The sequence below is a fragment of the Rhodoferax sp. PAMC 29310 genome, assembly GCF_017948265.1.
Classification (GTDB): domain Bacteria; phylum Pseudomonadota; class Gammaproteobacteria; order Burkholderiales; family Burkholderiaceae_C; genus Rhodoferax.
Map to the genome: position 1 here is coordinate 570168 of NZ_CP072852.1, position 25183 is coordinate 595350.

28 protein-coding genes are annotated in these 25183 nt (G+C 58.1%); 9 read left to right on the plus strand and 19 right to left on the minus strand.

Annotation, left to right across the window (positions count from 1 at the left end):
- Positions 1 to 5: 5 nt before the first annotated feature.
- Both J8G15_RS02605 and J8G15_RS02610 read right to left on the minus strand, forming a co-directional pair.
- Positions 6 to 584: a thioredoxin fold domain-containing protein gene (locus tag J8G15_RS02605; RefSeq protein ID WP_210545903.1), complete on the minus strand. Its 579-nt coding sequence runs from the start codon at positions 582 to 584 to the stop codon at positions 6 to 8.
- A gap of 58 nt (positions 585 to 642) precedes the next feature.
- The gene (locus J8G15_RS02610; RefSeq protein ID WP_210545905.1) at positions 643 to 1911 is read right to left on the minus strand and encodes an MFS transporter; all 1269 of its coding nucleotides are present in this window, start codon (positions 1909 to 1911) and stop codon (positions 643 to 645) included.
- A 276-nt stretch (positions 1912 to 2187) separates the two neighbouring features.
- On the opposite strand from J8G15_RS02610, the gene J8G15_RS02615 reads away from it, so the two are divergent.
- Entirely contained in the window at positions 2188 to 3810 is a 1623-nt protein-coding gene (locus J8G15_RS02615; RefSeq protein ID WP_210545907.1) for a methyl-accepting chemotaxis protein, read from the plus strand.
- 134 nt (positions 3811 to 3944) lie between these two features.
- Positions 3945 to 4295 carry an HPF/RaiA family ribosome-associated protein gene (locus J8G15_RS02620; protein ID WP_210545909.1) on the plus strand — a complete coding sequence of 117 codons (351 nt, stop codon included), beginning with the start codon at positions 3945 to 3947 and terminating at the stop codon, positions 4293 to 4295.
- Between the two features lie 48 nt (positions 4296 to 4343).
- On the opposite strand, the gene J8G15_RS02625 is transcribed toward J8G15_RS02620, so the two are convergent.
- The 6 genes from J8G15_RS02625 to J8G15_RS02645 all read right to left on the minus strand — a co-directional run bounded on the left by J8G15_RS02625 (position 4344) and on the right by J8G15_RS02645 (position 7900).
- On the minus strand, positions 4344 to 4556 hold the full coding sequence (locus J8G15_RS02625) for an oxidoreductase-like domain-containing protein (RefSeq protein ID WP_370627475.1): 213 nt from the start codon (positions 4554 to 4556) through the stop codon (positions 4344 to 4346).
- Positions 4557 to 4591: 35 nt separating this feature from the next.
- Complete coding sequence (locus J8G15_RS02630; RefSeq protein WP_370627476.1) at positions 4592 to 4963, minus strand: DUF924 family protein; 372 nt, start codon at positions 4961 to 4963, stop codon at positions 4592 to 4594.
- Positions 4964 to 4996: 33 nt separating this feature from the next.
- Positions 4997 to 5131, minus strand: a complete 135-nt coding sequence (locus J8G15_RS21980) for a hypothetical protein (RefSeq protein ID WP_370627477.1) — start codon at positions 5129 to 5131, stop codon at positions 4997 to 4999.
- 61 nt (positions 5132 to 5192) lie between these two features.
- On the minus strand, positions 5193 to 6338 hold the full coding sequence (locus tag J8G15_RS02635) for an FAD-dependent oxidoreductase (protein WP_210545911.1): 1146 nt from the start codon (positions 6336 to 6338) through the stop codon (positions 5193 to 5195).
- Complete coding sequence (locus J8G15_RS02640) at positions 6335 to 7078, minus strand: cupin domain-containing protein (protein ID WP_210545914.1); 744 nt, start codon at positions 7076 to 7078, stop codon at positions 6335 to 6337. Before J8G15_RS02640 ends, J8G15_RS02635 begins: the two co-directional genes overlap by 4 nt.
- 261 nt (positions 7079 to 7339) lie before the next feature.
- Positions 7340 to 7900 carry an rRNA large subunit pseudouridine synthase E gene (locus tag J8G15_RS02645; RefSeq protein ID WP_240538415.1) on the minus strand — a complete coding sequence of 187 codons (561 nt, stop codon included), beginning with the start codon at positions 7898 to 7900 and terminating at the stop codon, positions 7340 to 7342.
- Positions 7901 to 7949: 49 nt separating this feature from the next.
- On the opposite strand from J8G15_RS02645, the gene J8G15_RS02650 reads away from it, so the two are divergent.
- The 3 genes from J8G15_RS02650 (at position 7950) to J8G15_RS02660 (ending at position 10675) form a co-directional block, all read left to right on the plus strand.
- Positions 7950 to 8552 (plus strand): carboxymuconolactone decarboxylase family protein, encoded by a 603-nt coding sequence (locus tag J8G15_RS02650; protein ID WP_210545916.1) that lies wholly within the window; start codon positions 7950 to 7952, stop codon positions 8550 to 8552.
- Between the two features lie 320 nt (positions 8553 to 8872).
- Entirely contained in the window at positions 8873 to 9409 is a 537-nt protein-coding gene (locus tag J8G15_RS02655) for a cold shock domain-containing protein (protein ID WP_210545918.1), read from the plus strand.
- A gap of 234 nt (positions 9410 to 9643) precedes the next feature.
- Positions 9644 to 10675: an NADP-dependent oxidoreductase gene (locus J8G15_RS02660; protein ID WP_210545920.1), complete on the plus strand. Its 1032-nt coding sequence runs from the start codon at positions 9644 to 9646 to the stop codon at positions 10673 to 10675.
- Between the two features lie 27 nt (positions 10676 to 10702).
- On the opposite strand, the gene J8G15_RS02665 is transcribed toward J8G15_RS02660, so the two are convergent.
- From J8G15_RS02665 to J8G15_RS02680, 4 genes are all read right to left on the minus strand, one after another.
- Positions 10703 to 10972 (minus strand): hypothetical protein, encoded by a 270-nt coding sequence (locus J8G15_RS02665; protein ID WP_210545922.1) that lies wholly within the window; start codon positions 10970 to 10972, stop codon positions 10703 to 10705.
- Between the two features lie 92 nt (positions 10973 to 11064).
- Positions 11065 to 11940 (minus strand): M23 family metallopeptidase, encoded by an 876-nt coding sequence (locus tag J8G15_RS02670; protein WP_210545924.1) that lies wholly within the window; start codon positions 11938 to 11940, stop codon positions 11065 to 11067.
- Positions 11941 to 12507: 567 nt separating this feature from the next.
- The gene (locus J8G15_RS02675) at positions 12508 to 12936 is read right to left on the minus strand and encodes a DUF6691 family protein (RefSeq protein ID WP_240538416.1); all 429 of its coding nucleotides are present in this window, start codon (positions 12934 to 12936) and stop codon (positions 12508 to 12510) included.
- A complete protein-coding gene (locus tag J8G15_RS02680; RefSeq protein ID WP_210545926.1) occupies positions 12933 to 13406 on the minus strand; it encodes a YeeE/YedE family protein in 474 nt (157 codons plus the stop codon). The genes J8G15_RS02675 and J8G15_RS02680 overlap by 4 nt, the downstream gene beginning before the upstream one ends.
- A gap of 200 nt (positions 13407 to 13606) precedes the next feature.
- Between J8G15_RS02680 and J8G15_RS02685 the strand changes: the two genes are divergently transcribed.
- Together J8G15_RS02685 and J8G15_RS02690 are read left to right on the plus strand one after the other, a co-directional pair.
- Positions 13607 to 13948 (plus strand): hypothetical protein, encoded by a 342-nt coding sequence (locus tag J8G15_RS02685; protein ID WP_210545928.1) that lies wholly within the window; start codon positions 13607 to 13609, stop codon positions 13946 to 13948.
- Between the two features lie 25 nt (positions 13949 to 13973).
- Positions 13974 to 16160: an acetyl-CoA hydrolase/transferase C-terminal domain-containing protein gene (locus tag J8G15_RS02690; RefSeq protein WP_210545930.1), complete on the plus strand. Its 2187-nt coding sequence runs from the start codon at positions 13974 to 13976 to the stop codon at positions 16158 to 16160.
- Between the two features lie 151 nt (positions 16161 to 16311).
- Here J8G15_RS02690 and J8G15_RS02695 read toward each other — a convergent pair whose 3' ends face one another.
- The 7 genes from J8G15_RS02695 to J8G15_RS02725 all read right to left on the minus strand — a co-directional run bounded on the left by J8G15_RS02695 (position 16312) and on the right by J8G15_RS02725 (position 23987).
- Complete coding sequence (locus tag J8G15_RS02695) at positions 16312 to 17829, minus strand: tripartite tricarboxylate transporter permease (RefSeq protein WP_370627478.1); 1518 nt, start codon at positions 17827 to 17829, stop codon at positions 16312 to 16314.
- Positions 17826 to 18272 carry a tripartite tricarboxylate transporter TctB family protein gene (locus J8G15_RS02700; RefSeq protein WP_210545934.1) on the minus strand — a complete coding sequence of 149 codons (447 nt, stop codon included), beginning with the start codon at positions 18270 to 18272 and terminating at the stop codon, positions 17826 to 17828. Before J8G15_RS02700 ends, J8G15_RS02695 begins: the two co-directional genes overlap by 4 nt.
- A gap of 98 nt (positions 18273 to 18370) precedes the next feature.
- Complete coding sequence (locus J8G15_RS02705; RefSeq protein ID WP_210545936.1) at positions 18371 to 19354, minus strand: tripartite tricarboxylate transporter substrate binding protein; 984 nt, start codon at positions 19352 to 19354, stop codon at positions 18371 to 18373.
- A 127-nt stretch (positions 19355 to 19481) separates the two neighbouring features.
- A complete protein-coding gene (locus tag J8G15_RS02710) occupies positions 19482 to 20906 on the minus strand; it encodes a sensor histidine kinase (protein WP_210545938.1) in 1425 nt (474 codons plus the stop codon).
- Positions 20903 to 21571, minus strand: coding sequence for a response regulator (locus J8G15_RS02715; protein WP_210545940.1), 669 nt, complete (start codon positions 21569 to 21571; stop codon positions 20903 to 20905). The genes J8G15_RS02710 and J8G15_RS02715 overlap by 4 nt, the downstream gene beginning before the upstream one ends.
- Before the next feature lie 88 nt (positions 21572 to 21659).
- Positions 21660 to 23267, minus strand: a complete 1608-nt coding sequence (locus tag J8G15_RS02720) for a DUF4139 domain-containing protein (RefSeq protein ID WP_210545942.1) — start codon at positions 23265 to 23267, stop codon at positions 21660 to 21662.
- A 252-nt stretch (positions 23268 to 23519) separates the two neighbouring features.
- Entirely contained in the window at positions 23520 to 23987 is a 468-nt protein-coding gene (locus J8G15_RS02725; protein ID WP_210545943.1) for a YHS domain-containing (seleno)protein, read from the minus strand.
- Positions 23988 to 24159: 172 nt separating this feature from the next.
- Between J8G15_RS02725 and crcB the strand changes: the two genes are divergently transcribed.
- Both crcB and J8G15_RS02735 read left to right on the plus strand, forming a co-directional pair.
- Positions 24160 to 24543, plus strand: a complete 384-nt coding sequence (gene crcB / locus J8G15_RS02730) for a fluoride efflux transporter CrcB (protein ID WP_210545945.1) — start codon at positions 24160 to 24162, stop codon at positions 24541 to 24543.
- Between the two features lie 126 nt (positions 24544 to 24669).
- Complete coding sequence (locus J8G15_RS02735) at positions 24670 to 24882, plus strand: hypothetical protein (protein WP_210545947.1); 213 nt, start codon at positions 24670 to 24672, stop codon at positions 24880 to 24882.
- Positions 24883 to 25183 lie beyond the last annotated feature (301 nt).

A 25183-nucleotide genomic window follows, 5' to 3' on the forward strand; every position in this document is an offset into this window, starting at 1 on the left:
CGACTTCAGGGTGTCGGTAGTCCGATGAACTCAGCCAGCGCTGCGGTATCCATGGCGCCGTTGCGGCTTACCAATTGGCCGGTGCGCAGATTTTTGGCCAAAACATAGGGCACTGATTCAACCCCCAGGCTATTGAACAACGCTGTATTGGCTTTGATGGATTGCGCCAACTCATCAGGGATGTTGGCCGAGGCCGATGAACCGCCCGTTCCTGCCAGAATGGATTGTTCGTGTTCGGTCATGGCATTGACTGGGTCGGCGGCCGCCAAGAGCGCTGCCCCTTGTGGCGCGCTTTTGGCATTCATGATGGCCACGGGAATCCAGACGAACTTCACCTTGCTTTGCAATGGGAGAGAGGCCTGCCATAGGTGGCCACAATGCGGGCACTGTGGATCGAACAAAACGTACACCGCATTGGCGCTCATCATGGAGCCCGCCGTGAATCCTTTCCCCTGTGCGGCAACGGCCTCAAACGGTTGCGCTGGCTTGGCCGCCACGGCAGACGTTGCGGTGTCCTGAGGTGAGCAGGCAGCTAGTGCGAGTGTTGCTGCAACCAAGAACGGAAGTGGTGAAAATTTGTACATGAATGATCAAAGAAAAATGGAGGATTCGCACCTTGTGAGCGGGTGCGATCGATTTAGTTCACTTGCGTTGCTCCTCCGGCAATGGCGAGTGCTCAGGATCAGGGCTGCGAGGGTCCAGTGCCAAAACCGCCTGAGATCCGCTGCCCATGACGACATAGTCTGCCTTGTGGCCAGGTTCACCCCGGTTCAGCGGTTTGCTTTGTATGAATTGCCAAGTGCCCAAAGCCAGGAGGATCAAGACACCGGTGAAGTAAAGGAGCAGGCTGCCAGGACCCATGAGGTCCATCAGGCCACCGGCGATGGTCGGTCCGATGGCGGCACCCACGCCATGCAACAACAGCAATCCACCGGTGATTTCCAGCACCCGATCCCGGTCGATCAGGTCGTTCACGTGCGCCACGGACAGGCCGTAAATAGTGAAAGTGAGTCCGCCATAAATAATGCCCAGCCCAATCAGAGCGGTTTCGGACTCCAGTGCGAAGTAGAAACCTGTCAGTGCTACCACAGCCCCAGCAACACAGACGCCAAACAGCACCCAGCGACGGTCATGGCGGTCAGACAGGTGGCCGACGGGCCATTGGAAGGCGGCACCACCCAAAATCGTCGCACCCATGAAGGTCGCGATCCCGACAACGCTGAAGCCCACACGTTGCCCAAAAACGTGTCCCAGGCTGTAAAACGCACCACTCAATAGGCCTGATGCAACCGCACCCAGGACACCTATCGGTGAGATTCGAAACAATTTCACCAAGCCGATGGTAGGGGCTGCGGTTGGTTCGGGAGCATCCACCCGGTTGAGTGTGATGGGCAGTAGCGCGAACGAGAAAAGAATCGATGCGATGGCGAATGGCACAAACCCAAAACGGTCGCCCACCAAGATTAGCCATTGACCCAAAGCCATGGCAATACCACTTACCGCCATGTACGCGGCAAACACTTTGCCACGTTGGGCGCTGTGCGCCACCACGTTGAGCCAGCTCTCCACCACGATATAGAGTCCGACCAGGCACACGCCGGTCACGAAGCGCAGGCTGCCCCAAAACCAGGGGTTGAGCCACAAGGCGTGCAAGATAGGCAACGTCGATGCGATCGATGCCATGGCCGCAAATGCACGAATGTGGCCAACGCGCCTGATAATTTCCGGGCAGGCATAAGTGCCGAAGACAAAACCTGCAAAGTAGGCCGAGTTGATCAGCCCGGTGACCAGAACGGGGAAGTCCGCCAGTCCAGCCTGCGCTCCGATGGCTGCAAAAAGTAAGCCGGTCGCCAAGACGAGCATGCCCACCCCGCTGAGTAGCGAGGCCAGAGGCATCAATATGTTTCCCAATTTGAATCCTTGCAGTCAATTCGATGTCAAGCTCTCCTGTCGGAGAACGGTGCCAACCAGCGTCACCGACTTGAAGTCGTGCCGCGCTGGATATCGTCCATTTTGCCACTGCTCATTTTTGGTGCGGCACAAGGACCCATCAATTCTTGGGCCAGTGAACATAGCCCGCAGCCGGTTTTAAGGCCGACTGCTCAAACCGGAGGCTATGTGAGTAACGTAGTATTGGCGCCAACCGGGTTGATCGTCGTTGAAACCCGGTGTCTCAAGGAATAAATTATGCGAAGTTTTACGGGCCAAAGTCTGGCAGCACGTCTGACCTGGGGGTTTGGCACTATTTTGGTTTTGCTGGTGGCCATGGCCGGCCTGTCGCTGGTTCGGATGCAAGAACTGACATCAACGCTGGAAGAAATCACTGTTCGCAACGCCGAGCGGTCCCGCGCTGTTGGCATGCTGGCTCACGGGGTCTCTGAATATGTTCAGGAACTAGGGGATTTGGGCGCGACGGATCTGGACGGTGCTGCCGCGGTGTTAACCAAGATTCAAACCACCCTAACAGGCTATGACACGGCCCAAAGCCAGTTGTCTGGTTTGATTCCCAAAGACGAGCGGGCTCAGTCGCTGATGCAGTCCATCAGCCAAAAGGCAAGCGAGGCTCGTCAATTGATTGCTCTGGGAGAGAAGCTGGCGGATGGTCGGGGCGCCACAGCCCACGCGTTTCAGGTGCGAAATGAATATACCCGGGACACTGCGAAATGGAGCGCCACTCAGCAAGCCTGGAGCAAGGCCGTTGATAACTTGAGCGAGTGGCAACGTGAGGTCAATGCCGCTCTTTCCGCGAAAGCGACAGCGACGGCGGCCACGACCCGCGTTGTGATCATGGGCGGTGCATTGCTGGCCTTTGCGTTGGGGTGCGGTATTGCAATTTGGTTGATTCGGGACACCAAGAGTGCGATCAACCACGCAGTGCGTGTCACCCAACGCATGGCCCAACACGATTTGTCTCAGCCCATTGAAACGACTCGACATGACGAGATTGGCGGCTTGTTGCAGGCACTGGAGAGCATGCGACTGAATTTGCATGAGTTGGCTCAGGGTGTGCGCTCGGCGTCGGATGGGATTCACAGCGCCAGTGGTGAAATCGCGCAAGGCAGCCTCGATTTGAGCAATCGCACCGAAGAGGCGGCCAACACCTTGCAGACGTCGCTGGATGCCATTGCCAAAATGGGACAGTCGGTGAACGAGACGAGCACCTCCTCCCGCTCCGCCAATGGACTTTCCACCGAGGCCAGTGCCATTGCCAATCGCGGTGGTGAGGTGATGACGCAAGTCGTGGTGACGATGGGTGAGATCGATGTGGCATCCCGAAAAATTGCCGATATCACTTCTATCATCGACGGCATTGCCTTTCAAACCAATATTCTGGCCCTCAATGCCGCGGTGGAGGCGGCACGGGCTGGCGAGCAGGGGCGGGGGTTTGCTGTGGTCGCCAGTGAAGTTCGGGCGCTCGCTGGCCGAAGCGCTGAGGCGGCCAAGGAAATCAAGTCGCTGATCACGGCCTCCCTGGACAAAGTCGCCTCGGGGAGCGAGCAGGTCGCCTTGGCGGGTAGCACGGCGTCAGAGGTCACTGCTTCGGTCCAGCGGGTATCAGCCATCATTGCCGCCATCGCTGCCGAAGCGGGTCAACAAGGTGCGCGAATTGGAGACGCCAATCAGTCCATGGGGCAGTTGGACATGCTTGTCCATCAAAATGCCGCGCTGGCGGAGCAGTCGGCTGCTGCTGCCTCTTCCCTGCGCCAGCAATCGCTGGAGTTGGCGGAGTTGGTCAGCAAGTTTGACTTGGGTGTCGAAGCGCGACCGGGCCGTTTCCAGGGGACCCCGACACGACTGATCCAAGGCTAAAAATGCGGTTGAGTCCGTACTTGTGTTGGGGTGGTTATTGGCTGCCGTAGAATGAAATTGAAGGGGTCTGGTCGACGGCCCCTGGTGGCCACTGGCCCCTGCCAGCGGTTCACATTCACCGACAGGAGAAAACCATGCAGATTCAAATCAACACCGATCACAACATTGAAGGCCGGGAGTCAATGGCGACTTGGGCGACAAGCGAAGTGAAGCGGGGGCTGAGTCACCATGCCGAGCACATCACTCGCGTCGAGGTGCACTTGGCAGAAGAGATTGGTCGAAAAGGCAGCGTCAGCGACAAGCGATGCGTCATGGAGGCAAGACTGCAGGGGCGCCCTCCAATGGCGGTCACCCACCACGGCGAGAGTCTGAATCAAGCGGTCACTGGCGCGGCTGACAAACTGAATCGCATGATTGACAGCGCACTGGGACGTGCCGCTCGTTCTGAAACCGCAACGCCAGAGCTTTCACCTGCTGAAGATTAAGGTCTGACGCACCACAACCGCCTTTCCCGACAGGGACAGGCGGTTTTTTTACGGACGATGCGCTTGAATGGCGTTCAAGGCGTCCTCTTGCCAATAAGTGGCGGCGGCATTGAATCCTTCCCAAACACAGCCATTGCATCCCCGACCGCAACATGTTGTCGGGACCGGTGGCGGGTCTCGCAACGTGAGGCCCACGGCGGACGCTTGACGTTGAAGGGGCTCGAACAGGTGCTGGTATGAACTCGCGTCCACCATTGCCATATCTGCTGAGCGGTTTGACGCTGGGGCCGCAGAGCTCAGAACAAAGACCCTGGCTGGTTTAAGAAAACGACTTCTTCGGGTGTGGATGGACGGCACAGAATGGAATTGCGGTGCGGATAGCGTCCAAATTTCTGCAGAATTGCAAGATGCTTTTGTTCGAAGCTCAACGAGCCTTCCAATCCACCCTGTGAAAACATCACCAGAGCCTGTTGGTGAATCACCAATGATTCACTATGCATGTAGGGCATGTAGGCGAAGGCGCGTTGAGTGATTGGTAGCTCTTGGTCCAGCCCGGTTTTAACCAATTCCTGGGCGAGTGTGAGCGCTTGGGCGTCCTGCGCAAATGCGGCGGGTGTGTCCCGGTTGATGTTGCGTGAGAACTGGTCCAACACCAGAATTTCTGCCAACCGTCCGCTGGCGGAACGTCTCCATTCAAATAACTAACCTGCGATGGCGGCCGTCAACGTGGGGCCATACCGCTGTCGCAACAGCGTATCCAAGGCCTCGTCTTTGGCAAAGCGCTGGGCGTTGCTCAATTTGGTGAACCAGAAATCAATGATCGCGTCAGGATGCATGGTGTGAGTGCTTGTTGAGCGTCCAACTGTTGGCATGTCGGTCAATTTACCTGTTTTCCGCCTAAGCGGTTTGGGCGTTGCGTTTGAGTGTTATCAATTTAGTTGAATTTCCGTCGATGGCCGCGTCCAGAAACGACTCCACCGCACACAAAGCGCCTTCCAAGTAGCCTGCCTCATTTTCAGCATATTCGCTGCCGACCAAATGCAGGCCCAGTCGGCGCAGTTCAGCGGACCAAGGCGCCAGATTCAAAGCAGGGTGCTGAGGGGGTTCAAAGAGATCGCGGTCGCTCACTACCCATTCGTCCTGGGCCCAGTCCTTGAGCGAAATAGCAAGTGGCAAACTGGCCGCGGGGCCAAATATGGTGGTCAACTGCGCCAGACAAGCGGCCTCTATTGACGCATGGTCATGTTGACGCCTGAGATGGGCCGGTACCCCCACGAAGCCGAACAGCGCATGGCCGCCCCGCGGTGTCGAGGAGGCATCGTGAATCTCTACCAGGGGCCCGACGCGGCTGAAGGCCTGACCGGCCAGTCCCTCATTCCGCCAAAACGGGGTGTCGTAAATCGCAATAAACTTAGCCTGAGCGGCCATCCAGGTGGGTGTCGCAAGCAGCTCGCCTTGCAGGCGACGCGGCAGGAAGGGGGCCAGCAGGCCGGCGACCTTTCGCGGCGGCGCAGCCACGATGAGTTGCTGGGCCTGAAAATGAAGTGCTTCGCCTTGGTGGAACGCAGTCGCAGTCCAGCCGCTTTCATCTCGACTGAGTGAGGTGAGGGCGTGACTTAAGTTCAGGGCCTGTGGCTTAATGCGTCGCACCAGTGCTGATATCAGGGTCTGCATGCCGCCTTCAAGGCGGTAGGACAGCATGGTGCCTGCACCTGCCGAGCGCTGTGGCGCCTGTCCAGGCGCCACCTGGTACAGCAGGTCTCCTTTCACGGGCTGTTCAAAGACCCGGAGCCCCAATTCGGCGCACAGTCCTTGCATTCGTGTTTGGTGAGGCCAAAACCAGGTCGGACCCAAGTCCATGCCCATTGAGGAGTCGGTTGGGTCGAGGAGCGACAGAATGCGTCCGCCCCACCGCGGTTGAGCTTCCCACAACACATAGGGAATATTGGCTTGTTGCAGTCGATAGGCCGCATACAACCCGGCCAACCCGCCACCAACGATCAAAACGGGAGCGCCGGACGGTGTGAGTAATTGGTTGTTCATGCAATGCGCCCCAAGTGCCCGTATTTCACATAAATTTGGGTCCCAGCGGTGGCCTGTAGTCCTGCCGTCTCGGGCGACGCATCTCTCAGCCATGTGCCGACCGGGTAGTGGTGCGCCGATCCGGTTAACCCACCCTTCAACACCAGCAATTCAAGACCTTGCAATTGCAAGTCAGCGGGCAGGGGGCCAGTTTGCACGAAATAGACTAATTCCACCCGTTCATCGGGCCGTTGAAACAAGACCTGTCTCACCACGGCGGTGAGCGGCAAGGTGGTATGAACTGGCGCTGCACTCAAGGCCAGTTGCGTCGTGTCCTGTGCGGAAAACTGCTGGAGCTTTACAAATATCAGGCAACCCTCGTCGCTGAAAGGTGCGTGGGCGGAGCCAGGCGGGTTGCGCAAATAGCTGCCGGCCGGGTAATGCCCGTTCTCATCGGAGAAAACGCCGCAAAGCACCAAAATTTCCTCGCCTTTCGGGTGAACGTGGGCCGCAAAGCGGCTGCCGGCGCGGTAGGCCACAAGACTGGTTGCGCGGGTGGTGTGCTCGCCGCCATCGCGCTCCAGCACAATGCGTCGAACGCCCGGGGCGGGCGATGACACCCACGGCACTGTTGACGCGTTGATCATGGCGTCTGCTTGCAAGTCGTGGTTTACGCGCAAATCGGCCAGCGGTTCGCTGACCAGACTTGCCAGCTGGCTTTGTTGGTACAAGTCTTGCCAAAAGTCTGAGTCGAAGTTCATGGTGGGCCCATTGTGAAGGATGGCGCGATGTGCCGCACAGCATCGTTGTGCCTTGGTTTGACCCCGCTGCCGAGCCATTATTGACCTCCAGCAGGGAGCACGAAACTCGGCTGGAAGTGATTTCTTTCGTTCTTCAGTTCGACGACTTACTCACACGTTAAAAATAAAGACATAACTTTGATGTGGCTCTTTTCTATAAGCGGGAAAAGCTATCAAAAATATAGCGCCTCGAAAGCGCGTTCAGCATCACGAAGTTTGTAATTATTCTTGGTAAGTTCCAGGGGATAACCCGTTCAGAGAATAGGGGCCAATGGCAGCCCGAATCAGCCGCAGAGTAGGAAAGCCGACGGCAGCAGACATCCGGCGCACTTGCCGGTTGCGCCCCTCTGAAATCACCAGTTCAATCCAGGCCGTTGGAATCGATTGCCGAACTCGCACTGGGGGCTCTCGGTTCCATAGCGATTCTGGTTGTTCGATCAATTGGGCGCGAGCAGGGCGAGTGGGGCCGTCGTTGAGTTGCACGCCTTGGCGGAGTTGACTCAAGGCGGCTTCAGTGGGCAGTCCCTCCACCTGCACCCAGTAGGTTTTCTCCATCTTGTGGCGCGGGTCCGAGATTCGAGCCTGCAACTTGCCGTCATTGGTCAGCAACAGCAGACCTTCGCTGTCAGCGTCCAGTCGCCCCGCGACATATACACCGGGAATATCGATAAAGTCCTTGAGGCCCCGCCAGCGTCCCTCGGGCGTGAATTGACTGAGAACGCCATAAGGTTTGTTGAAGCAGATCAGACGGGAAGCAGCAGCCAAATTCATCGCGCGCAGCATAGCACCGTGCATTGCACAATGGCGTAGTCAACTCGCACAAGGAATTTCCGTGGCCCGCCTTCAACCTTTGCCTCCAGAAAAAAAACCTGAACTGAAGCCCTACTTTGACTTCTTTTTAGGCACGCTCGGATTCACCCCGAATAGCGTCCTCACCATGCAAAGAAAGCCCAAACTGGTACAAGCCTTTGCGCAATTGAACGGTGCGGTGATGGATCCGCAAGGGGAGGTCGACCTGGGGTTCCGGCGTCTCATTGGGCATGTGGTCAGCAAAGTTTCCGGTTGCCTGTATTGCCAGGCCCACACACTGTTGGGCGCGAAGAACTTTGGTGTCAGCAATGCCAAGCTGGTCGATGTGTGGACCTACGCCAGTAGCCCGCACTACAGTCCACGCGAACGCATTGCTCTGGATTTGGCCATGGCTGCGGCCAGCCAGCCGAATGAAGCAACAGACGAGTTGTTTGAGCAGGCGCGCCTTCATTGGAGCGACGGTGAAATCACTGAAATTCTGGCTGTAGTTGCCATGTTCGCATTTTTGAACCGCTGGAATGACACCATGGGCACGTCATTGGAGGCGGCGCCTACCCAAATCGCCGAGCTTGCACTGGGCGCACAGGGCTGGCGAGCGGGCAAGCACGGTCAATCGGGTCAATAGGGTCCAGACCGGCAGTCGCTGCATTCGCGCCGTTCGTCGGGATGAAGTGCGTGCTTGTCCCATCTCTGACTACAGTTAGGCTGTCTCAGTCGCGGACTGATTTTAGCCGTTTTTGGGCTACCTATTCCGCGGTAAAGGGTATTTTGTCCGGTTTGTTGGGATTGTTTTCTGTTCTCAAATCGCGGTCACGCAAGTTGAATCAGTAAAATACCCAGCATAAATAAACACAATACCCTGAAAAAGAGTATTGACAGGGAGGATATTGATGGCTAAAAAAGGATTTAACTTGGACCGTGGGCGTATTGCGACTGCGGCCCTCTATGCGCCTTAACGGAACGCTCAAGAATTGGAATGCCCAACGGGGTTTTGGTGTCATTGCCGCTCTGCAAGGGGGGCAGCAAATCTTCGTCCATATATCGGCTTTCCCACGTGAGCGGCGCGAGCCGTCAGAAGGCGATGCACTGACTTTTGAGATTGAGTTGGACGGCAAAGGGCGGCGCCGAGCCGCCAAGGTTCAACTGGCGGAAGCCAATTGGACCCTTTTTGAAGACCCTCGTTGGCCCGAAAGCAAGATGGATACTTTGTCGGGGTTGCCACGTCCCAACGATTCCAGACCACGCACAGGGCGACAACCAGAGCGGCACGGTTCGAATTTGCCCTGGGTGTTGATGGGTATGTTGGCTATATTGGCCATGGGTTGGTTGGCGCTGGACAAGTATTCACATTTGCTGGTCAAATTTTTCGTCAGACCTTCGCTCGTGATTCCTCAGGTCGAGCTCATTCAAAAGCCATCCACCTTGGCTCAGGGGGCGGTGGTGAAAAATACATCCCAAGACAAGTCCGACCGGGTCAAGTAGCTCCAAGTGGTTCGAGAAAACCGGGTTAGCCGTGGTTGAGGTTCAGCCAAGTTCCAAAGGCGACTTTTCTGATCCTAGGCTGCGCGTGCTGCACCCAGTTTCGCCACTTTGTTGGATTGACTTGTTGTTGCTTGTTTCGCGTTCAGAGTCGATGGACCAGCCTGTCTTCAATGTGCTTTACGGCGGGCCGATATTGGGCAACCATACGCCATTGAATACAAAGGAACACCCGCAATGAACGCTAGCGCACCAATGCACCAGAAATGGATCTATCGCCAACACCCGACGGGAGTGGTCGGCCCTGAGCACTATGAGCTCGTCAGTACCCCTCTCGTTCTCGACCTGTCAGACGGCGAAGTTCTTGTCGAGGCCAAGTATCTGAGCGTCGACCCCTACATGCGAATCAACCAATCGCTCAAGCCGACTTACAACGCCGAGCCGCATCCCCTCAACACGGTTCAAAACGGTGGCGTGGTCGGGCAGGTCGTCGCATCCAAAGCCCCACATCTGGCCACCGGCGACTGGGTTGAAGGAATGTTGGGTTGGCAAACCCATGCCCGGTGCCACCAAAGTGTCGTGCGCAAGCTCGACCCTGGTCTGGCGCCGGTCAGTACCGCATTGGGTGTGCTGGGGATGCCAGGCCGAACGGCCTGGTTTGGGTTGACGGAGTCTGGGAAACCGCGCGCAGGCGAAGTGGTTGTAGTCTCGGGGGCGGCAGGCGCGGTGGGTTCGCTCGTCGCACAGTTTGCAAAAAAACAGGGTGCTCGCGTGCTGGGAATTGCGGGCGGCAGCAACAAATGCCAATGGCTGACGGACACACTCTGCCTCGATTGGGCGCTGGATTACAAGACCTTTGGCGAGGCTCAGCAGCTCTCCGATGCGATTCAAGAGAAAACCAATGGCGTGGACGTCTATTTCGACAACGTGGGAGGTTGGATCAGCGACGCCATCTTTCCGATCATCAATCGCCGCGCCCGTATCGTGATTTGCGGCACCATCAGCCAGTATTCCGGCGGCCTGGATGCGCCAGAGCTCGGCCCCCGGTTTTTACATCACATGCTCTATCAACGCGCGACCATCCAAGGTATGTTGGCGCGGGACTATGCCCATCGAATGGACGAGATGCTGCGCATTGTTGGCCCGTGGGTTCAACGAGGGGAGCTGGTATTCGAGGAAACCGTGGTCAAGGGCTTTGAGGCGCTACCCGGCGCGCTCAATAGCTTGTTTACTGGCGATCATCGGGGCAAGGTCCTCGTGGAGGTTTGATCGCCCTGCGATGGGCTTCCAGTTGGACTATTTGACGCATTGAAGCAGGTTGCCATTCTTTCCTGACCCCGTTTGCTCGGTGATGACGCAAGCCATCCCGCCGCAAAGACAGTGAACGATGGCGGTGGACATGCCGGGAATGGTGGTCGGTGCCGAGCACTGGCATGCTGGCGCGGACATGACGCCCTGAGCATCGGCCGGTCGTCCGGTCATTGACAAAATAGCGACGATAACAATAGTGGCGAAGCCCATACCGATGGCGGCCATGGGGGCGAGGTGTGAGGGGCGTTTGAACATGAGACTCCTTTCGAGCATAAGTAAAAGGGGCCGTGGCAATCGCGCTGCAGCCCAATTTCACTATAGCCCGGCAGTCCTCTGAGTGGAAGGGGTCAGTCGGCCAAAAATAGGGCGGGGTCTACCATGGCCTGGTTCAACATCACGCCCCAATGAAGGTGGGGGCCGGTGACTCGCCCCGTGGCGCCTACGGCTCCGATCCGGTCTCCTGTCTGTAGGCGTTCGCCAACTTTCACTTCAATGGCGCTGAGGTGACAAACCATGCTTAACAAGCCGCCGCCATGGTCCAGCCAGACCGTGTTGCCGTTAAAGAAGTAATTGCCGGTGTCAATGACCTGGCCGGGCAGCGGCGCGACGATGGGGGTGCCAGTGGGCGCCGCAATGTCCATTCCGCTATGGGGATTGCGAGACTGCCCATTGAAAACACGGCGCAACCCAAACGAACTGGAGCGACGACCGGGCGTTGGCACTTGCATGCGCAATGGTTCCTGGGGCAAAGGCTCGCTGAATGTGCCCATCACGCTCGCTTGATGGGCACGCTCTTTCTCAAATCGCGCCAGGTCGTTGGGCGCGAGGTCCACGGTGCCAGGCGCTACCTTGAGGCGTTGCTCCCGGTATTGCTTGGGGGTAATTGTGTAGGCGACCTGTTTGGTTGAGCCGCCCGGGGCCTGCACGGTGAGACTCGCGTTGCCAGGCAGGGCGCCGAGGGGAATCCCCAGCACAGCGGTCCACTCAATCACATCGCCCAGCACCAAAACAGGCACGTCACCGTCATGTACCGTTGGGCGAACCGCTGCGGGCCCCAATGAAATTCGAGCGACTCCGCCTGGAACCACCAAGTTCTTGGGCCACACATCAGATGCGGCCAACGCCATCTTGACGGTTGGCAGCATGAGCAGCGCCAAGCCTCCGCTCAGCGCCGTGCGACGTGTGAAGGATTGCAGTGACTGGCAGGAAGAAAGCAATGACATGGTGCGAGTGTGGGACGAAAAATGGGTCAAGGATAAGGTCTGCCGGGATCACCCTGCCTTGGGGCGGGGGAAAGTGGGCGTTGCGGTGTTCTCCTTCGCGCGCCGGACATGTGGCATGGCGCCGAAGAAAATTCTGGCTATCCGGGCGTCTTGCGGCCAAAAAGGCCGAAAATGGGCGCTAGGCTTCGCGGCGATCCAAGCGTCTTGTGACGCCTCTTTTTCAGAGCGGCCTGTTGCTACTTTGAATTCGAGCCCTGCTGACCGAAAGCGCTGAGTGCTGATCAAACCCGTCATTTTTTTATTGGATCAAATGCCTCTCCTGAATCCTCACTTGCACAGCCCGGATGACGCAGCTCTGTTGGCGGCCGGAGGATTCAATCGACGATCCCTCCAGCGCCCCAGCTTGGGGCTTCTTGGCCAGTCCTACACCGAGGTGCGCTTGTGGTGCAGTAAGTCAGGCCAATGGAAGGCTGTGCCTGTGCGCTCTCAGCTGAACTGGGCTGGTGTTTTGGTGCCAATTTCTTCCGCGCATTTGCGTCCGCTCTCTATCAGCTAGCGCAATTGCGATCAGGTTTTCGTCGCGCGCAGTCCTTGCGTCAGAGCACCGGCGGCAATTCCGATCAAGGCCCAAACCAAGCTCCAATTGCCGGCGCCGAGGCCTGCGATAGCCGGGCCAGGACAAACTCCGCACAAGCCCCAACCCATTCCGAACAGGGCGGCGCCCACCGCAGTGTCACGGTTCCATTGGCTAGGATGGGCGTGAAAGTGATCGCCGAGCAGGGGCCGCTTGAGCAAGCGAGGTGCCAGTGAGTAGATTAACACCACCACCATGACCGCGCCGCCCATGACCAGCATCAGGCCAAAGTCTTCAAAGCGCAGAAAGCTCAACACCACCTCGGGGCGGATCATGGTGGAGTAGGACAGGCCAAAGCCGAACAGAACGCCCGCCATCAACGTGCCAGCCATGCGGTAGACGTTCGATTTTTTTGGATTCATGCCAACCACCTTGCTGCCAGATTCGCGGTCAAAAACGCGGTTGCCATGAAGGTCAGCACTGCCATCAATGACGGCCATTGAAACGACCCCAACCCACAAATACCGTGGCCAGAAGTGCATCCGTTGCCAAGGCGCGCACCGTAGCCCACAAAAAATCCACCAATCAGAAGCTGCCATTCAGGCACCGCCGTGGCTTCAGGCACGCCGCCCGCGAAGCCAAGCCACCAGATCAAAGCACCCAGCACCAAGCCCAGCGCGTAGACCAAGCGCCAACTGCGCGAGTCCAAAAACTTTTGTTGCTGAAAAAATGGGCGTTGCACCACATACGACCAGGTGCTGGAAAACACGGTGCTCATGCCGCCAATGCGGCCGGTTAGTACAAACAGCAGCGCGGTGCCCGTGCCGATCACCAAGCCACCCAGCAAATAGTGCTGCCAGCCCAGTGGGAAAAGCGAGAGAGTGAAGTTCATGGGCGGGGATTATGCGTGGCCTGTGAACAACCCTTTCGGCGGTGCCCGCCATAGAAGATCAGCCGCCTCCACACATTGGCTGGAAAGTCCTTGTCTTCGACACTCAATTGACCTAAGTCATGCCATTCTGGGGTGGTACGCGGCAATATGCTCAGAGTGGGGCGCGAGTCGCCCTTGATCACTATAGAGGGGAGATTGAAATGATCATGTTTGGAAAGCTCTTGTTTTCTGCAGAGTCCGGACTGGCGGTCGCGGACTGTTACGGCTCGGTTTTGCCGGTGCCGGACTACATGCAGGTGAAGGGGCCCTACATCCGCAGCAGCATTGAGGGAGGAATTTCAACCCTCAGCATTTACGAGTTTGATGATCAATGGACCGAGGAGGGTTTGGCCCATCTAAAGGCGCGCTATGCCCGCTTTTCTGACATTGAAGGCGCAATAGCCTCGGTTGAGGAGTGGTTGGGTGTGGATGTTGCCCTGCATTTGCTGCAGGAGACCCACTCGGTTACCGATGCGCTCGAAGCCGTGTCGTTTCGCATCTGAACTGCCCTCAACCTATCTGACTCCTATGCCATCCAATCAAGCCAGCACCTACTTTGTTGACGTTGAGACATGCGTCGACGCCATCATTGCCAAAGTTGGCAAGCACATCGTGTTCGGGATGCCCCTGGGGCTGGGCAAGCCCAACCACCTCGTCAACGCTCTTTATTTGCGCGCGAAGACTGACCCCGGCATTCACTTGCGCATCATGACAGCGTTGTCGCTGGAGGTGCCCAAAGGCGGCAGCGACCTTGAGAGAACCTTTCTCAAACCCTTTGTCGAACGGGTATGGGGCAACTACCCGGCGCTGGCCTACCTCACTGATTTAAACCACAACAAGCTGCCGCCCAATGTGGAGGTGTCCGAGTTTTTCATGAAGGCCGGGGTGTTTCTGAACAATGTGGTTGAGCAACAAAACTACATCAGCAGCAACTACACCCATATCTGCCGCGACATGCTGGAAAACGGCGTTAACGTGCTCTCACAAATTGTCGCCAAGAAGGAGGTCGACGGGGAAACCTGCTTCAGCCTGAGCTGCAACCCTGATGTGTTGCCCAGCCTCTCGCCAATGCTCCGAGCTCTGGAAGGCAATTTGGAGTACCGATGCGCCATCATTGCCGAAGTCAACAACAACCTGCCGTTCATGTACAACGACGCGATAGTGCCGGTGTCGACCTTTGACATGGTGATTGACAACCCGGACTATGACTACACCTTGTTCAGCACGCCCAATATGACGGTTGAGATGACCGATTTCATGATTGGCATGAACGTCAGCACGCTGGTCAAAGACGGTGGCACCCTGCAAATCGGCATCGGCTCCTTGGGCGATGCGATTGCCTATTCGATCATCTTGCGTGACCAGCAGAACGAGAAGTACCAGTGGGTGGTTGACGATATGGGGGTGTTGAAGAACAGCGGTGATCTGGTTTCCCGCCTCGGTGGCACCGGGCCGTTCTCAAAAGGCCTGTATGGCTCCTCTGAAATGTTCGTCAACGGGTTTCTGGAACTCTACAAAAGTGGCATTTTGCGGCGCAAGGTCTACGACCATGTGGTGCTTCAACGCTTGTTGAATGAGGGGCACATCACAGAACAAGTTACCCCTGAAATACTCGAGCAATTGGTAATCTATGAAGTCATTCAGCAACGATTGACAGCGGCCAACGTGGCGTTTCTTGTGAAATACGGCATTTTCAAACCCGGGGTGCGTTTGGTCGATGGGGCCTTGAACACTGCAGGTCAGGTCATCGACGCCGATTTGGCGAATGAAGACTCGTTGAGTTTGATTGCTCAGCATTGCCTGGGCGCCCAACTCAAAGGCGGTGTTTTGATGCACGGCGGCTTCTTTCTGGGGCCGCAAAGTTTTTACGACTACCTGCGCCAGATGAGCGAGGCCGACAACAAGCAGATCTGCATGACCACTGTGGACAATGTGAATCACCTTTATGGCAACCAGGAACTCAAAACCCTGCAACGCAAAGACGGGCGTTTTATCAACACCTGCCTGATGGTCACCTTGTCTGGCGGGGTGATCTCAGATGGACTGGAGGATGGCCGAGTGGTGAGTGGGGTGGGCGGTCAATATAACTTTGTGTCGATGGCGCATGCGTTGCAGGACGGGCGCCTGGTCATGATGCTCAACAGCCACCGGGTGAAAGATGGCGTGGTCAGTTCCAACATCGTTTGGAACTATGGTCACATGACGATTCCACGCATCTTGCGCGACATTGTGGTCACCGAGTACGGCATCGCCAACCTGCGCAGCAAGTCAGACAAGGAAATCATCGCGGCGCTGTTGAATATCGCCGATTCGCGCTTCCAGCCAGACTTGCTGGCCACAGCCAAGAGCGCCGGAAAAATTCCGAACGACTATGAAATTCCGGAGCGCTACCGCAACAATACTCCAGTGGAATTGCAAGCCAAGTTTGAAACCTACCGGCAAGCTAATCTGTTCCCACCTTATCCCTTTGGCAATGACTTCACCCCAGAAGAACTGGTGATTGGCAAGGCACTGAAAGGGCTCAAGGCCAAGATGAGCCACAAGGTAGGCACCATGGCTGGGGGCCTGTTCAATGTGATCAAAGGTGGCGAGTTGCCGGAAAAATCACTGCCATTCTTGAGGCGCATGAACCTGGAGCATCCAGTCACCTTCAAAGACAAGATGGTCCAGAGTCTGCTGTTGACGGAGTTGCTCGAAGGCGGTCATCTTGAGTGAGGCCTGAGGCAAGCGGTGGAATCGATCTGGGCTAGCGAGCCCAGTCGTCACCGAGCTGTCCGGATTTCGATCAATTTGAGATGGGGGCTCGCCTTGTCACGTAGTGACAAGGCGAGACTTCAGGTTGACGCGTTTGTGATTGCAACTGCGCTCAAACGGTAGCCTGATCGGGTTGGATTCGTTTGCGCAGTACGAACCGCACCACCGGTGGCAGGACCACCATCGTCACGGCGCAAATCCATAAGCCGATGGAGATGGGGCTTTCAAACAAAATGCCAATCTCGCCATTGGTGATGGACAGGGCGCGGCGCAGGTTTTGCTCCATCAAATCACCCAGAACAAAGCCAAGGATCAGCGGCGCCATGGGCACGCTTTGCTTGCGCAACAAGTAGCCGATGACACCAAAGCCAACCATCAACATCAAGTCAAATGTGGTGGCGTGAACGGCGTAAACGCCTACCGTGCTGACAGCCAGAATGCCGGGAACCAGCAGCCAGTTTGGAACGCTCAACATCTTGGTGAACACGCCCACCAGTGGAATGTTGATGAGCAGCAGCATGACGTTGGCAATGAACAGCGACGCGATCAAGCCCCACACCAGGGCGGGTTGCTGCGTGAACAGCGCTGGTCCCGGTGTGATGTTGTAGAGCGACAGCGCGCCCACCATCACCGCCGTGGTACCGGAGCCTGGCACGCCCAGTGTGAGCATGGGCACGAAGGATCCTGCAGCAGACGCATTGTTGGCTGCTTCGGGGGCGGCAAGCCCGCGAATGTCGCCGTCTCCGAAGGTGCCGCTGCTCCCCGCGATGCGCTTTTCCATGGAATAGGTCATGGCACTTGCAATGGTGGCGCCCGCGCCAGGCAACACGCCGACGATGAATCCCACCACGCTGGAGCGAAAGGTGGACCACCAGGTGAACTTGAGTTCCATCCAGTTGAATAGTTTGCGTCCGGTTTCTTTGATCATGCCGGCGCTGCTGTGCTGGTGTTCAAGCATCAGCAAAATTTCGCTGATTGAGAACACGCCAATCACTACCACGATGAACTGAATGCCATCCGACAAATGGACGTCTCCGCCGGTGAATCGGTAGACGCCAGAGTTGGAGTCCAGCCCGATCGTGGACAGTGACAGTCCAATGATGGCCGCCAGTGCCGCTTTCATGGGCGCGTCACCCATCAGACCCGTGATGCAGGCAAAGGCAAAACACATCAAGGCAAAGTATTCGGCCGGACCGAAGGCCAATGCCCAACGCGCCAAAACCGGCGCAAACATGACAATGCCAACGGTTGCCACCATGGAACCCACGAACGAACTCCATGCCGAGATGGACAGCGCGACACCACCCAGACCTTTTCGCGCCATGGGGTAGCCATCCAGCGTGGTCATGATGGCGCCGGCATCGCCGGGCACGTTCAACAAGATCGACGAAATACGTCCGCCGTATTCACATCCGACGTAGACGGCGGCTAGCAGAATCAAAGCCGTTTCGGGCGGGAGCTTCAGCGCAAATGCCAGTGGCATCAAAATGGCCACGCCGTTGATGGGTCCAAGCCCCGGCAACATGCCAACCACGGTGCCCAAAAAGGCACCTAGCGCTGCGACCAGCAGGTTCATGGGGAGCATCGCCACCCCAAAGCCATTGAATAAATGTTGAAGCGTTTCCATCAACGGCCCCCAAAAATGAAACTCAAGATGCCGGTGGGCAGCACCACGTCCAGCAACTTGTCAAAAAGCAGGTAAAAGCCCAGGCCCAAGCCAATGCCACCCACCAACGACTGCTTCCAGTTGCCGCCAAAGGAAGTGCCCACAGGCACGGCCATCACTGCGGTTGCCAGCGGAAAACCCAAGACCTGAAACAGCAGGGCGTAGACGAATACTGTGGCTGCGCTCAAGCCGATCAACTTGACGGGCGTGCCTTGCAGCGGGTTGCCAACCAATGACGGCTTCAGGACGAGCCAGGCGCCGCCAATGGCCATCAAGGCGGCCAACAAACGCGGAAAGGCGCGTGGCCCCACGGGCTCGTAGGAGAAAGCGGGCACATAGTCTTGGGCGGCCCACGCCATGCAGGCGGCCACGACAACGCACACCGCACCCAGGATGCGATCACTCATATTCAACTCCGGTAAATTCTTCCGCGAGAACCGCGGTTTTTTTGACGTGCAGTGACCTGCCACCGAGCGAGCGCCGGTGGCAGGGGGCTTAGCCCGTGTTACTTGGCAACCGCCAGGCCAAATTCCTGGATCAGTTTGTGGTACCCAGTGACCTGTTTTTTGGCATGGGCGTCTGCCTCGGCGCCCACCAGGTCAAACGGGAACAAACCACGCTCGGCGCGAAGCTTGTCGTAGGCGGGGGTGTCCATCATTTTCTTGAAGGCAGTGCTCCATGCATTGAAGTCGGCATCGCTCACTTTGGGTCCCATGTAGAAACCGCGCACGATGGGCCAGACAATGTCCACGCCTTGTTCCTTGGCAGTCGGAATGGACGCCAAGTCACCTGGCAGCCGCTTGTCAGCCATCACCGCCAGCACCCGGATCTTGGTGCCAGCTTTTTGCTGCTGCATCGCTTCAGAGGCGTCACCCGAGTACACGTGCACGTGGCCGCCTTGCAGGGCCGTCATGGCTTCGCCGCCGCCTTCAAAGGCCACAAAGCGCATGGCTTTGGGGTCAACGCCGGCCGCTTTGGCCGTCAACGCGGCTTTCATCCAGTCTTGGCTACCCACTGTGCCGCCCGCCCCAAACACCACTTTTGTGGGGTCTGCCTTGACCGCAGCCAACACGTCTTTGAGCGATTTAAAAGGCGAGCTGTCGCTGACAATCACCGCTCCAAAATCGGCGCCAATGACAGCTAACCAGCGGACATCGTTCTCGCTGTAGCGACCGAACTTGCCTTGTGCCAGATTCAGCAATGAGCCACTTGAATAGGCCACGATGGTGTTGTTTTCACCTGGGCGCTGGGCAATGACCGAGTTGTAAGCGACGGCGCCAATGCCGCCGGGCATGTAGGTCACGCGCATGGGGTCAGCAATGACCTTGCTGTCCATCAATGCAGATTGCGCCAGCTTGCAGGTCAGGTCAAATCCGCCGCCTGGTTTGGCTGGCGCAATGCACTCGGTCTTTTCAAATGGGCCGGCGGAAAAACCCGTTGTGGCGGCGAAAGCCAATGCAAGGGAAAGGGCAGTTGTTTTGAATTTCATTGTGTGTCTCCATAAGTTGAACGCAATTCCCGAGGTCCAGTCGTTTGACCCTCAGGATGGCTTCACTGTAGTGAACCGGCGCTTTCAACCGCCTTTCATGAAATCCGTAAAAAGATGCGGGATTACCCTAGAGGTCAGTGCGCACGCCAGCGCCGTCGCACAGAGGCAACGTCATCGTGGCGCACAGACCAATGTCACTAGGCCCTGCACCCAAGCGGAATTCGCCACCATGGCGTTCTGTAATCGATTTGACGATGGCCAACCCCAGTCCGGTGCCGGGCAAGTTCACGTTGCTGCCCCGGAAAAAACGCTCACCCGCACGCGCCAGTTCGGCCGCTGGGATGCCGGGACCGGTGTCTACCACGGTGAGTGTGGCTTGGTGCTTGAGCTTGGCCAGCTGAACGGTGACAAAACCGCCTTTGGGGGTGTAGCGAATGGCGTTGTGCAAGAGGTTGACCAAGGCTTCGGTCAGGATGGCAGGCTGCGCCATGACAAACAGACGCTCATCACCGGGCTCAAGCCCCAAGTCCACCCCCTTGGCTCGGGCCTCACTCCACCACTGACGGGTGACCTTTTGGGCGAGATCAGTCAGGTTCACCGGCTCAGGTGCGATTTCCGTGCTGTCGGTTCGGGCCAATGACAGCATTTGATTGGTTTGGCGAACGGTCTCGTCGAGTTGCAGTTTGATGGCGGCCAAAGCCTTGCCTTGCTCGATGGGGTCTTTTTCCCGTACGGCAAAGCCCACTTGCGTGGCCAACGTCGCCAGTGGGGTGCGCAACTGGTGCGAGGCGTCGTCGACAAAGCGTCGGTGGGACTCGGTTTGCTGACGATTGCGCGCAATATGGAAGTTGATCGCCTCGACCAAGGGCCCCACATCGGCGGGAATGCCTCCAGTGGAGATGGGCGTCAAGTCGCGCTCCCCTCTGGAAAGCACCTCCCTGCGCAGCCGGGCCAAAGGCCGCAGCGCCCACCCCATGGCCAGAACCAGCAGTGTGGTGGCAACCACCGTAAGCAAGATATCCCGCGCCAATGACTGCAAGACCAAAGCCTGGGTAAATGACTGTCGGGACTCCAGCGTTTCTGCAATCTGGATGACCACGCGTTGCGGGCCTGTTGAGCCTGCCAGCGGCGGATCCAGCAAGCGGGCGTAGGAGCCCACTCTCACCGGCTCGGCGTAATACACAGCGTCATTGAACTGTGGCTGTCCCGTCACCAAATGGCTGGTGGCCGCGGGCAGGTCGGTGCTGCCAATGTCCACCAAGCCGTCCTCAGTGGACACCCGGTAGTACACCCGGCCATTTGCGGTCAGCTCGAAGAATTCCAGCATCCGGTAGGGCAACTCGACCCCCAAGCCGCCACTTGCGGTGCTGATGTTGGAGTCCAGCGACTTGATGGCGCCCAATAAGGACCGGTCAAAGGCGGCATTGGCCGCGTCGTGGGCGGTGCGCCACGACAGCCAGAGCTCACCAACCACCACCAGCATCAAGCCTGGCAACAACACCATCAGCAGCGTCCGCCGCACGCTCATTGAGTACCGGCTGAGGGCCTTCAAGGCGAACTTTCCAGAACGTAGCCCAATCCGCGCAGGGTGGTGATCTGAACCGGGCTTTGCAGCAAGCGTTTGCGCAAACGATGAATCAGCACCTCCACCGATTCCGGGTTCACGTCCTCTTCGTCAGAAAACACCCGGTCAAGGATTTCCTGTTTGTTCAGGGGCTGGCCGCTGTGCTGAATCAGTGCCCGCAAGACTGCGTGTTCACGGGGTGTCAGCGTGAACGTTTCATGGGCCAGCGTGAATTTCTTGGTGGCGGCGTCATAGCTCAAAGGGCCACAGGCAAACCGGGGGTGCTCGCTGCCCCGCGCGCGGCGAATCAGCGCCGTCAACCGCGCCTCCAATTCCGCCAGTTTAAACGGTTTGGCCAGAAAATCATCAGCCCCTTCATTGAGGCTGCTGACGCGCTCGATCAACGAATCGCGCGCGGTCAGAATGAGCACCGGCAGTCGGTGGTCGGCCTCGCGCAGATCGGCCAGCACGCTGTGGCCGTCGAGGTTGGGAAGCCCCAGGTCAAGAATCAGGGCGTCGTAGCGCAGCGCTTTGAGGCTGCGTCGCACCATTCTGCCGTCGTCCACCCAGTCCACCTGGAACCCGGTTTGGGCCAGCGCACGCACCAGCCAGGTGGCGAGTTCGCGCTCGTCTTCAGCCAGCAATATGCGCATGACAAGACCTGATGATGAAAATGTGAGGGGCTGCGGAATGCATTTGTCGGGAATTGTGCCGCAAGCCCCCAATCAGGCCTTGGGGTGCTCAGCGGTTTTCTTGCAGTCGCGCGTCTTTGGGGTAGCTGATGGCGTAGTCGGCAGTGAATCGGGCAGTTTGACCGGCGGCCAGCTTCTGACTCCACAGCGCTACGCCGGGCTGTTCGTTCCAGTCGATGGTCTCCGGCTGCGGCGCAAAGCGGGTTTCCACGCTCACTTTCTCATCTACAGACACCGGTGCAGCTTCCAGTACCTGTAGTTGGATAGGCGTGCGGTGGCGGTTTTCCACCGTGTAGGCGCGGGCTACCGTACGTTCGGCGCGCGAGCCCACAAAGCCGGTGCTGCCGCGCATGTCTTTTTGCGGCTCCACCCGCACTACGGTGAGTTCGTCCAGACCAAACGACAGGCTCAGCACGCCCTTGCCGCCTGCGCGCAAAGTGTCGGAGCCGACGTAAGCACCATCGCGGTACAGCTGCAGCGCGCCTTGCGGCCACACACCCTCAGGTTGCGCCAACTCTGCCACCAGCCAGGCATTTGCACTGGCGGAGGGCGTGGTTCGGGTGATCAGGGTGGCGGTTCCTTCCTGTGAGCCCAAAGAAATGGTCATACGCTGGCCGTTGGACGGCACGTCAATGCGTTGGGGCACCGCGAATTCGGTGGCGTACGCGTTGTCAAACACGCTGACATCAAACGAGGGGGCCGCCATCTCATCCGATTCACTGGCCCGCATGGTCTTGGACATCATGGGCGCGGCCGCTGGCGCGGATCGGGCCAGCCCGGCTGATTCGGGGCGTGGTTCAGCAATGCCAATGCACCACGGGCGGGGCTGTGGCCCGGTGGTGCCCCGGCGCGGCTGGCCGGTGGACAGGCGCAGCGGCACGCCATTCCAGTCTTCGCCCGTGGCCTGCGCCACTTGGGCTTGACGCTCCAGCGTCACGGCGCCAGTGCGTGTGTCCAGTTGGGCGCGGTAGGTGGGTGCCCAGCCGGGCCCGTTGATTTGGTAGACGAGCCGCACCTCGGCGTCGCGCTGGGTGCTGAGTGTGACGCTAACTGAGCTGACGCGTCCCCGCCCGGCCAGCACGCGCGCGCGCTCGGCCAATAGCGGTTTGAGCGTACGGTCCAGCGCTTCTTGTTCGCGGTTGATGAGGTGTTGGCGGGTGAGGGTGTCTTGCCCGGTGCGACGCAGCGCGTCCGCCATGGCTGCCAGCGTTTTGGGGTCAGTCGCCTGGCGCACGCCGCCTGCGGTCTCGCTGGTCAGGTAGCCAGTAACGAGACCAAGTGCCGCGTTCTCGGCGCCAAGAATCGCCTTCTTGTCCTCCAGCTCGCGACTGCGGCCGTCCAGCGCCGTTCCGGCGCAAGCGGGCACCGCCTCGCGGTCTTCAGTGACCACAGAGAGTTCACCCAGGCGCACTGAGCCGTCGCCTGATACCGCCAAGCTCGGCACATCCAGCGCGGCGGGCAGGCAGGTGAACACCAGTGTTTTGGCGCCGGCGACCACCTTGGCCAGGCGCTCTACCTTGGCACTGCCGGGATACAACGTTACTTGCGCGATGTGAGAACCCGGTAGAGTTTGCGCCCAGGCAGACGGGTTGCCTGCCAATGCCAGGCTGAACAGGGCCGCGCCAGTGGACAGTGGAGAAATAGGGCGAGGTGTCATGGTGAGTTCTGAAGTGAGTTTGAGAGGCCAATCGTCCTCCGTCATGAACGCACCGGTGCGTTGGGGCAAGTTTCGAAGGGCATGGTAGCAAACCCTCGCACAGCGGTCGCTACTCATGGCGGCGACACCTTCAAGAAAAAAAGAACCTTTGCCCCCGTCAATAAGGCGTAGCGAGCTACTAAATAAATAGCATTTATTGACTGTCGCCGAGCGTTCAGGCCTTGAGTTACCCGTCACATCACAGCTTGGTTTTCAGTTGGCCTGTTTGGTCAACCCCGCCCACGCCTTGTCAGCAATTTTTTTATAAGCTTGCCAGTCGCCGTTTAACCAGCGCTGGCGACCGCGTTCAGCGTAGAACAGGTGCAACTTGTCGGCAAAGAACTCCCACACCTCACCGTTGGTGTTGATCAAGCCTTCGTCGCTGGCCAAGGCATTGCTGCAAAACCCGTTGTACTGGGGCACGTAGGCGCTCGGGTTGGCCGCAAAGCGGTCGGCACTGGCCTGGGACGCAAACCGCCATGCATGACCCAGATGCTGCACGGTGAACGTGGTACTGCCTTCCACCTCTTTGTGCGCTTTCTTGTTCGCGCTCTCGTAATAAGACACGGCGTCTTTGCCGCCAATGACAGCGCCCGTCAGCCAATGCGTGCTGACAGGTTCAGCCGCACTCGCTGCGCCCATCAGTGTTACCAAAAGCCATAGCGTGAAAGATCGAATCATCCGGTGTCCTTGATGTTGAGGCCCGCAGAACGGGCCATCACTATCAGTCGACGGGACGCCTGAAAACTTACAGATATGTGCAATCTTGGTGGCCGCAGCATGGGGCGCATTTGACTGAAAGTACGAAAGCTGGCCATGAACCCAGCCCGGTGGCGCCTATGATCCGATCATCATGATGTCCGTAATCGCTATTTGCATGGGAGCCAGCGTTGGTGCGCTGGCGCGTTGGGGTCTTGGCCTGTGGCTCAGCCCGGGCGGCGTTATCCCATGGGGCACCCTGACCGCCAATCTGTTGGGCGGCTACCTGGTGGGGGTGGCCGTGGCCGTGTTTCAGGCACTGCCGCAATTGGACCCGGCGTGGCGTCTGCTGCTGGTCACTGGTTTTCTGGGGGCGCTCACCACCTTCTCCAGCTTCTCTGCGGAGGTGGTCGCGATGTTGGGTCAGCAGCGTTACGCGCTGGCCATGGGGACGGCCGGCGTGCACCTGTTTGGCTCGCTGGCCTTGACGGTGGCGGGCATGAAGTCGGTCACGATGTTCTTGGCAACGCGCAGTTAATCGGGTACTTTCGTTGTCAGAGTCGGTTCTGCACTGGGTGCAGTGCTGAGATTCATCGCAAAGAACGTTTGACCCCCGGTTCTTTTTCCAAGCATTGAATGACTCCAACGCGGGCGGGAGGAGTCAATGGCGAATACCCGCTATCTGGCAGCCCAATTGCATGAATTTTGGCGCTGGGCAGTTGCTGGTTGTGTGTGTGCCGGCAATCGACCCACCAGCGACATTCACTACGCTGATTTCGACGCCCAGGAGCAGTCGCTCGCACGAGGGAGCTGGGCCAGCGATGACCTCGAAGTGTGCGGACCGTGCCTGCATGCCTGCCGTTGGCGTTCCGCTTGAGGGGTTAGCGACACTCGGCTGAACCTTGATCCGTTCCTCCAATGCGTAGACAACTCCAAGGGCTGCATGTTGCGCGGATGATTTCCATCGTTTGACGATTCCATTCGTGTGTGGACACGTGGATAAAGTGGTTTGTAGTTCTGCGTGGAATCTCGGCGCCAGCAGCGCTGCAGCAGTTTGGGGTGATGGAGGGACGACGAGTGCCTTCTTGAGAGGGCCTAGGTACCCATGGCGACATGGCGACATGGCGGCGGTTCAAGTGCGACTAGGCTCAGTACCGTTATGTGCCTCGATCGAATTC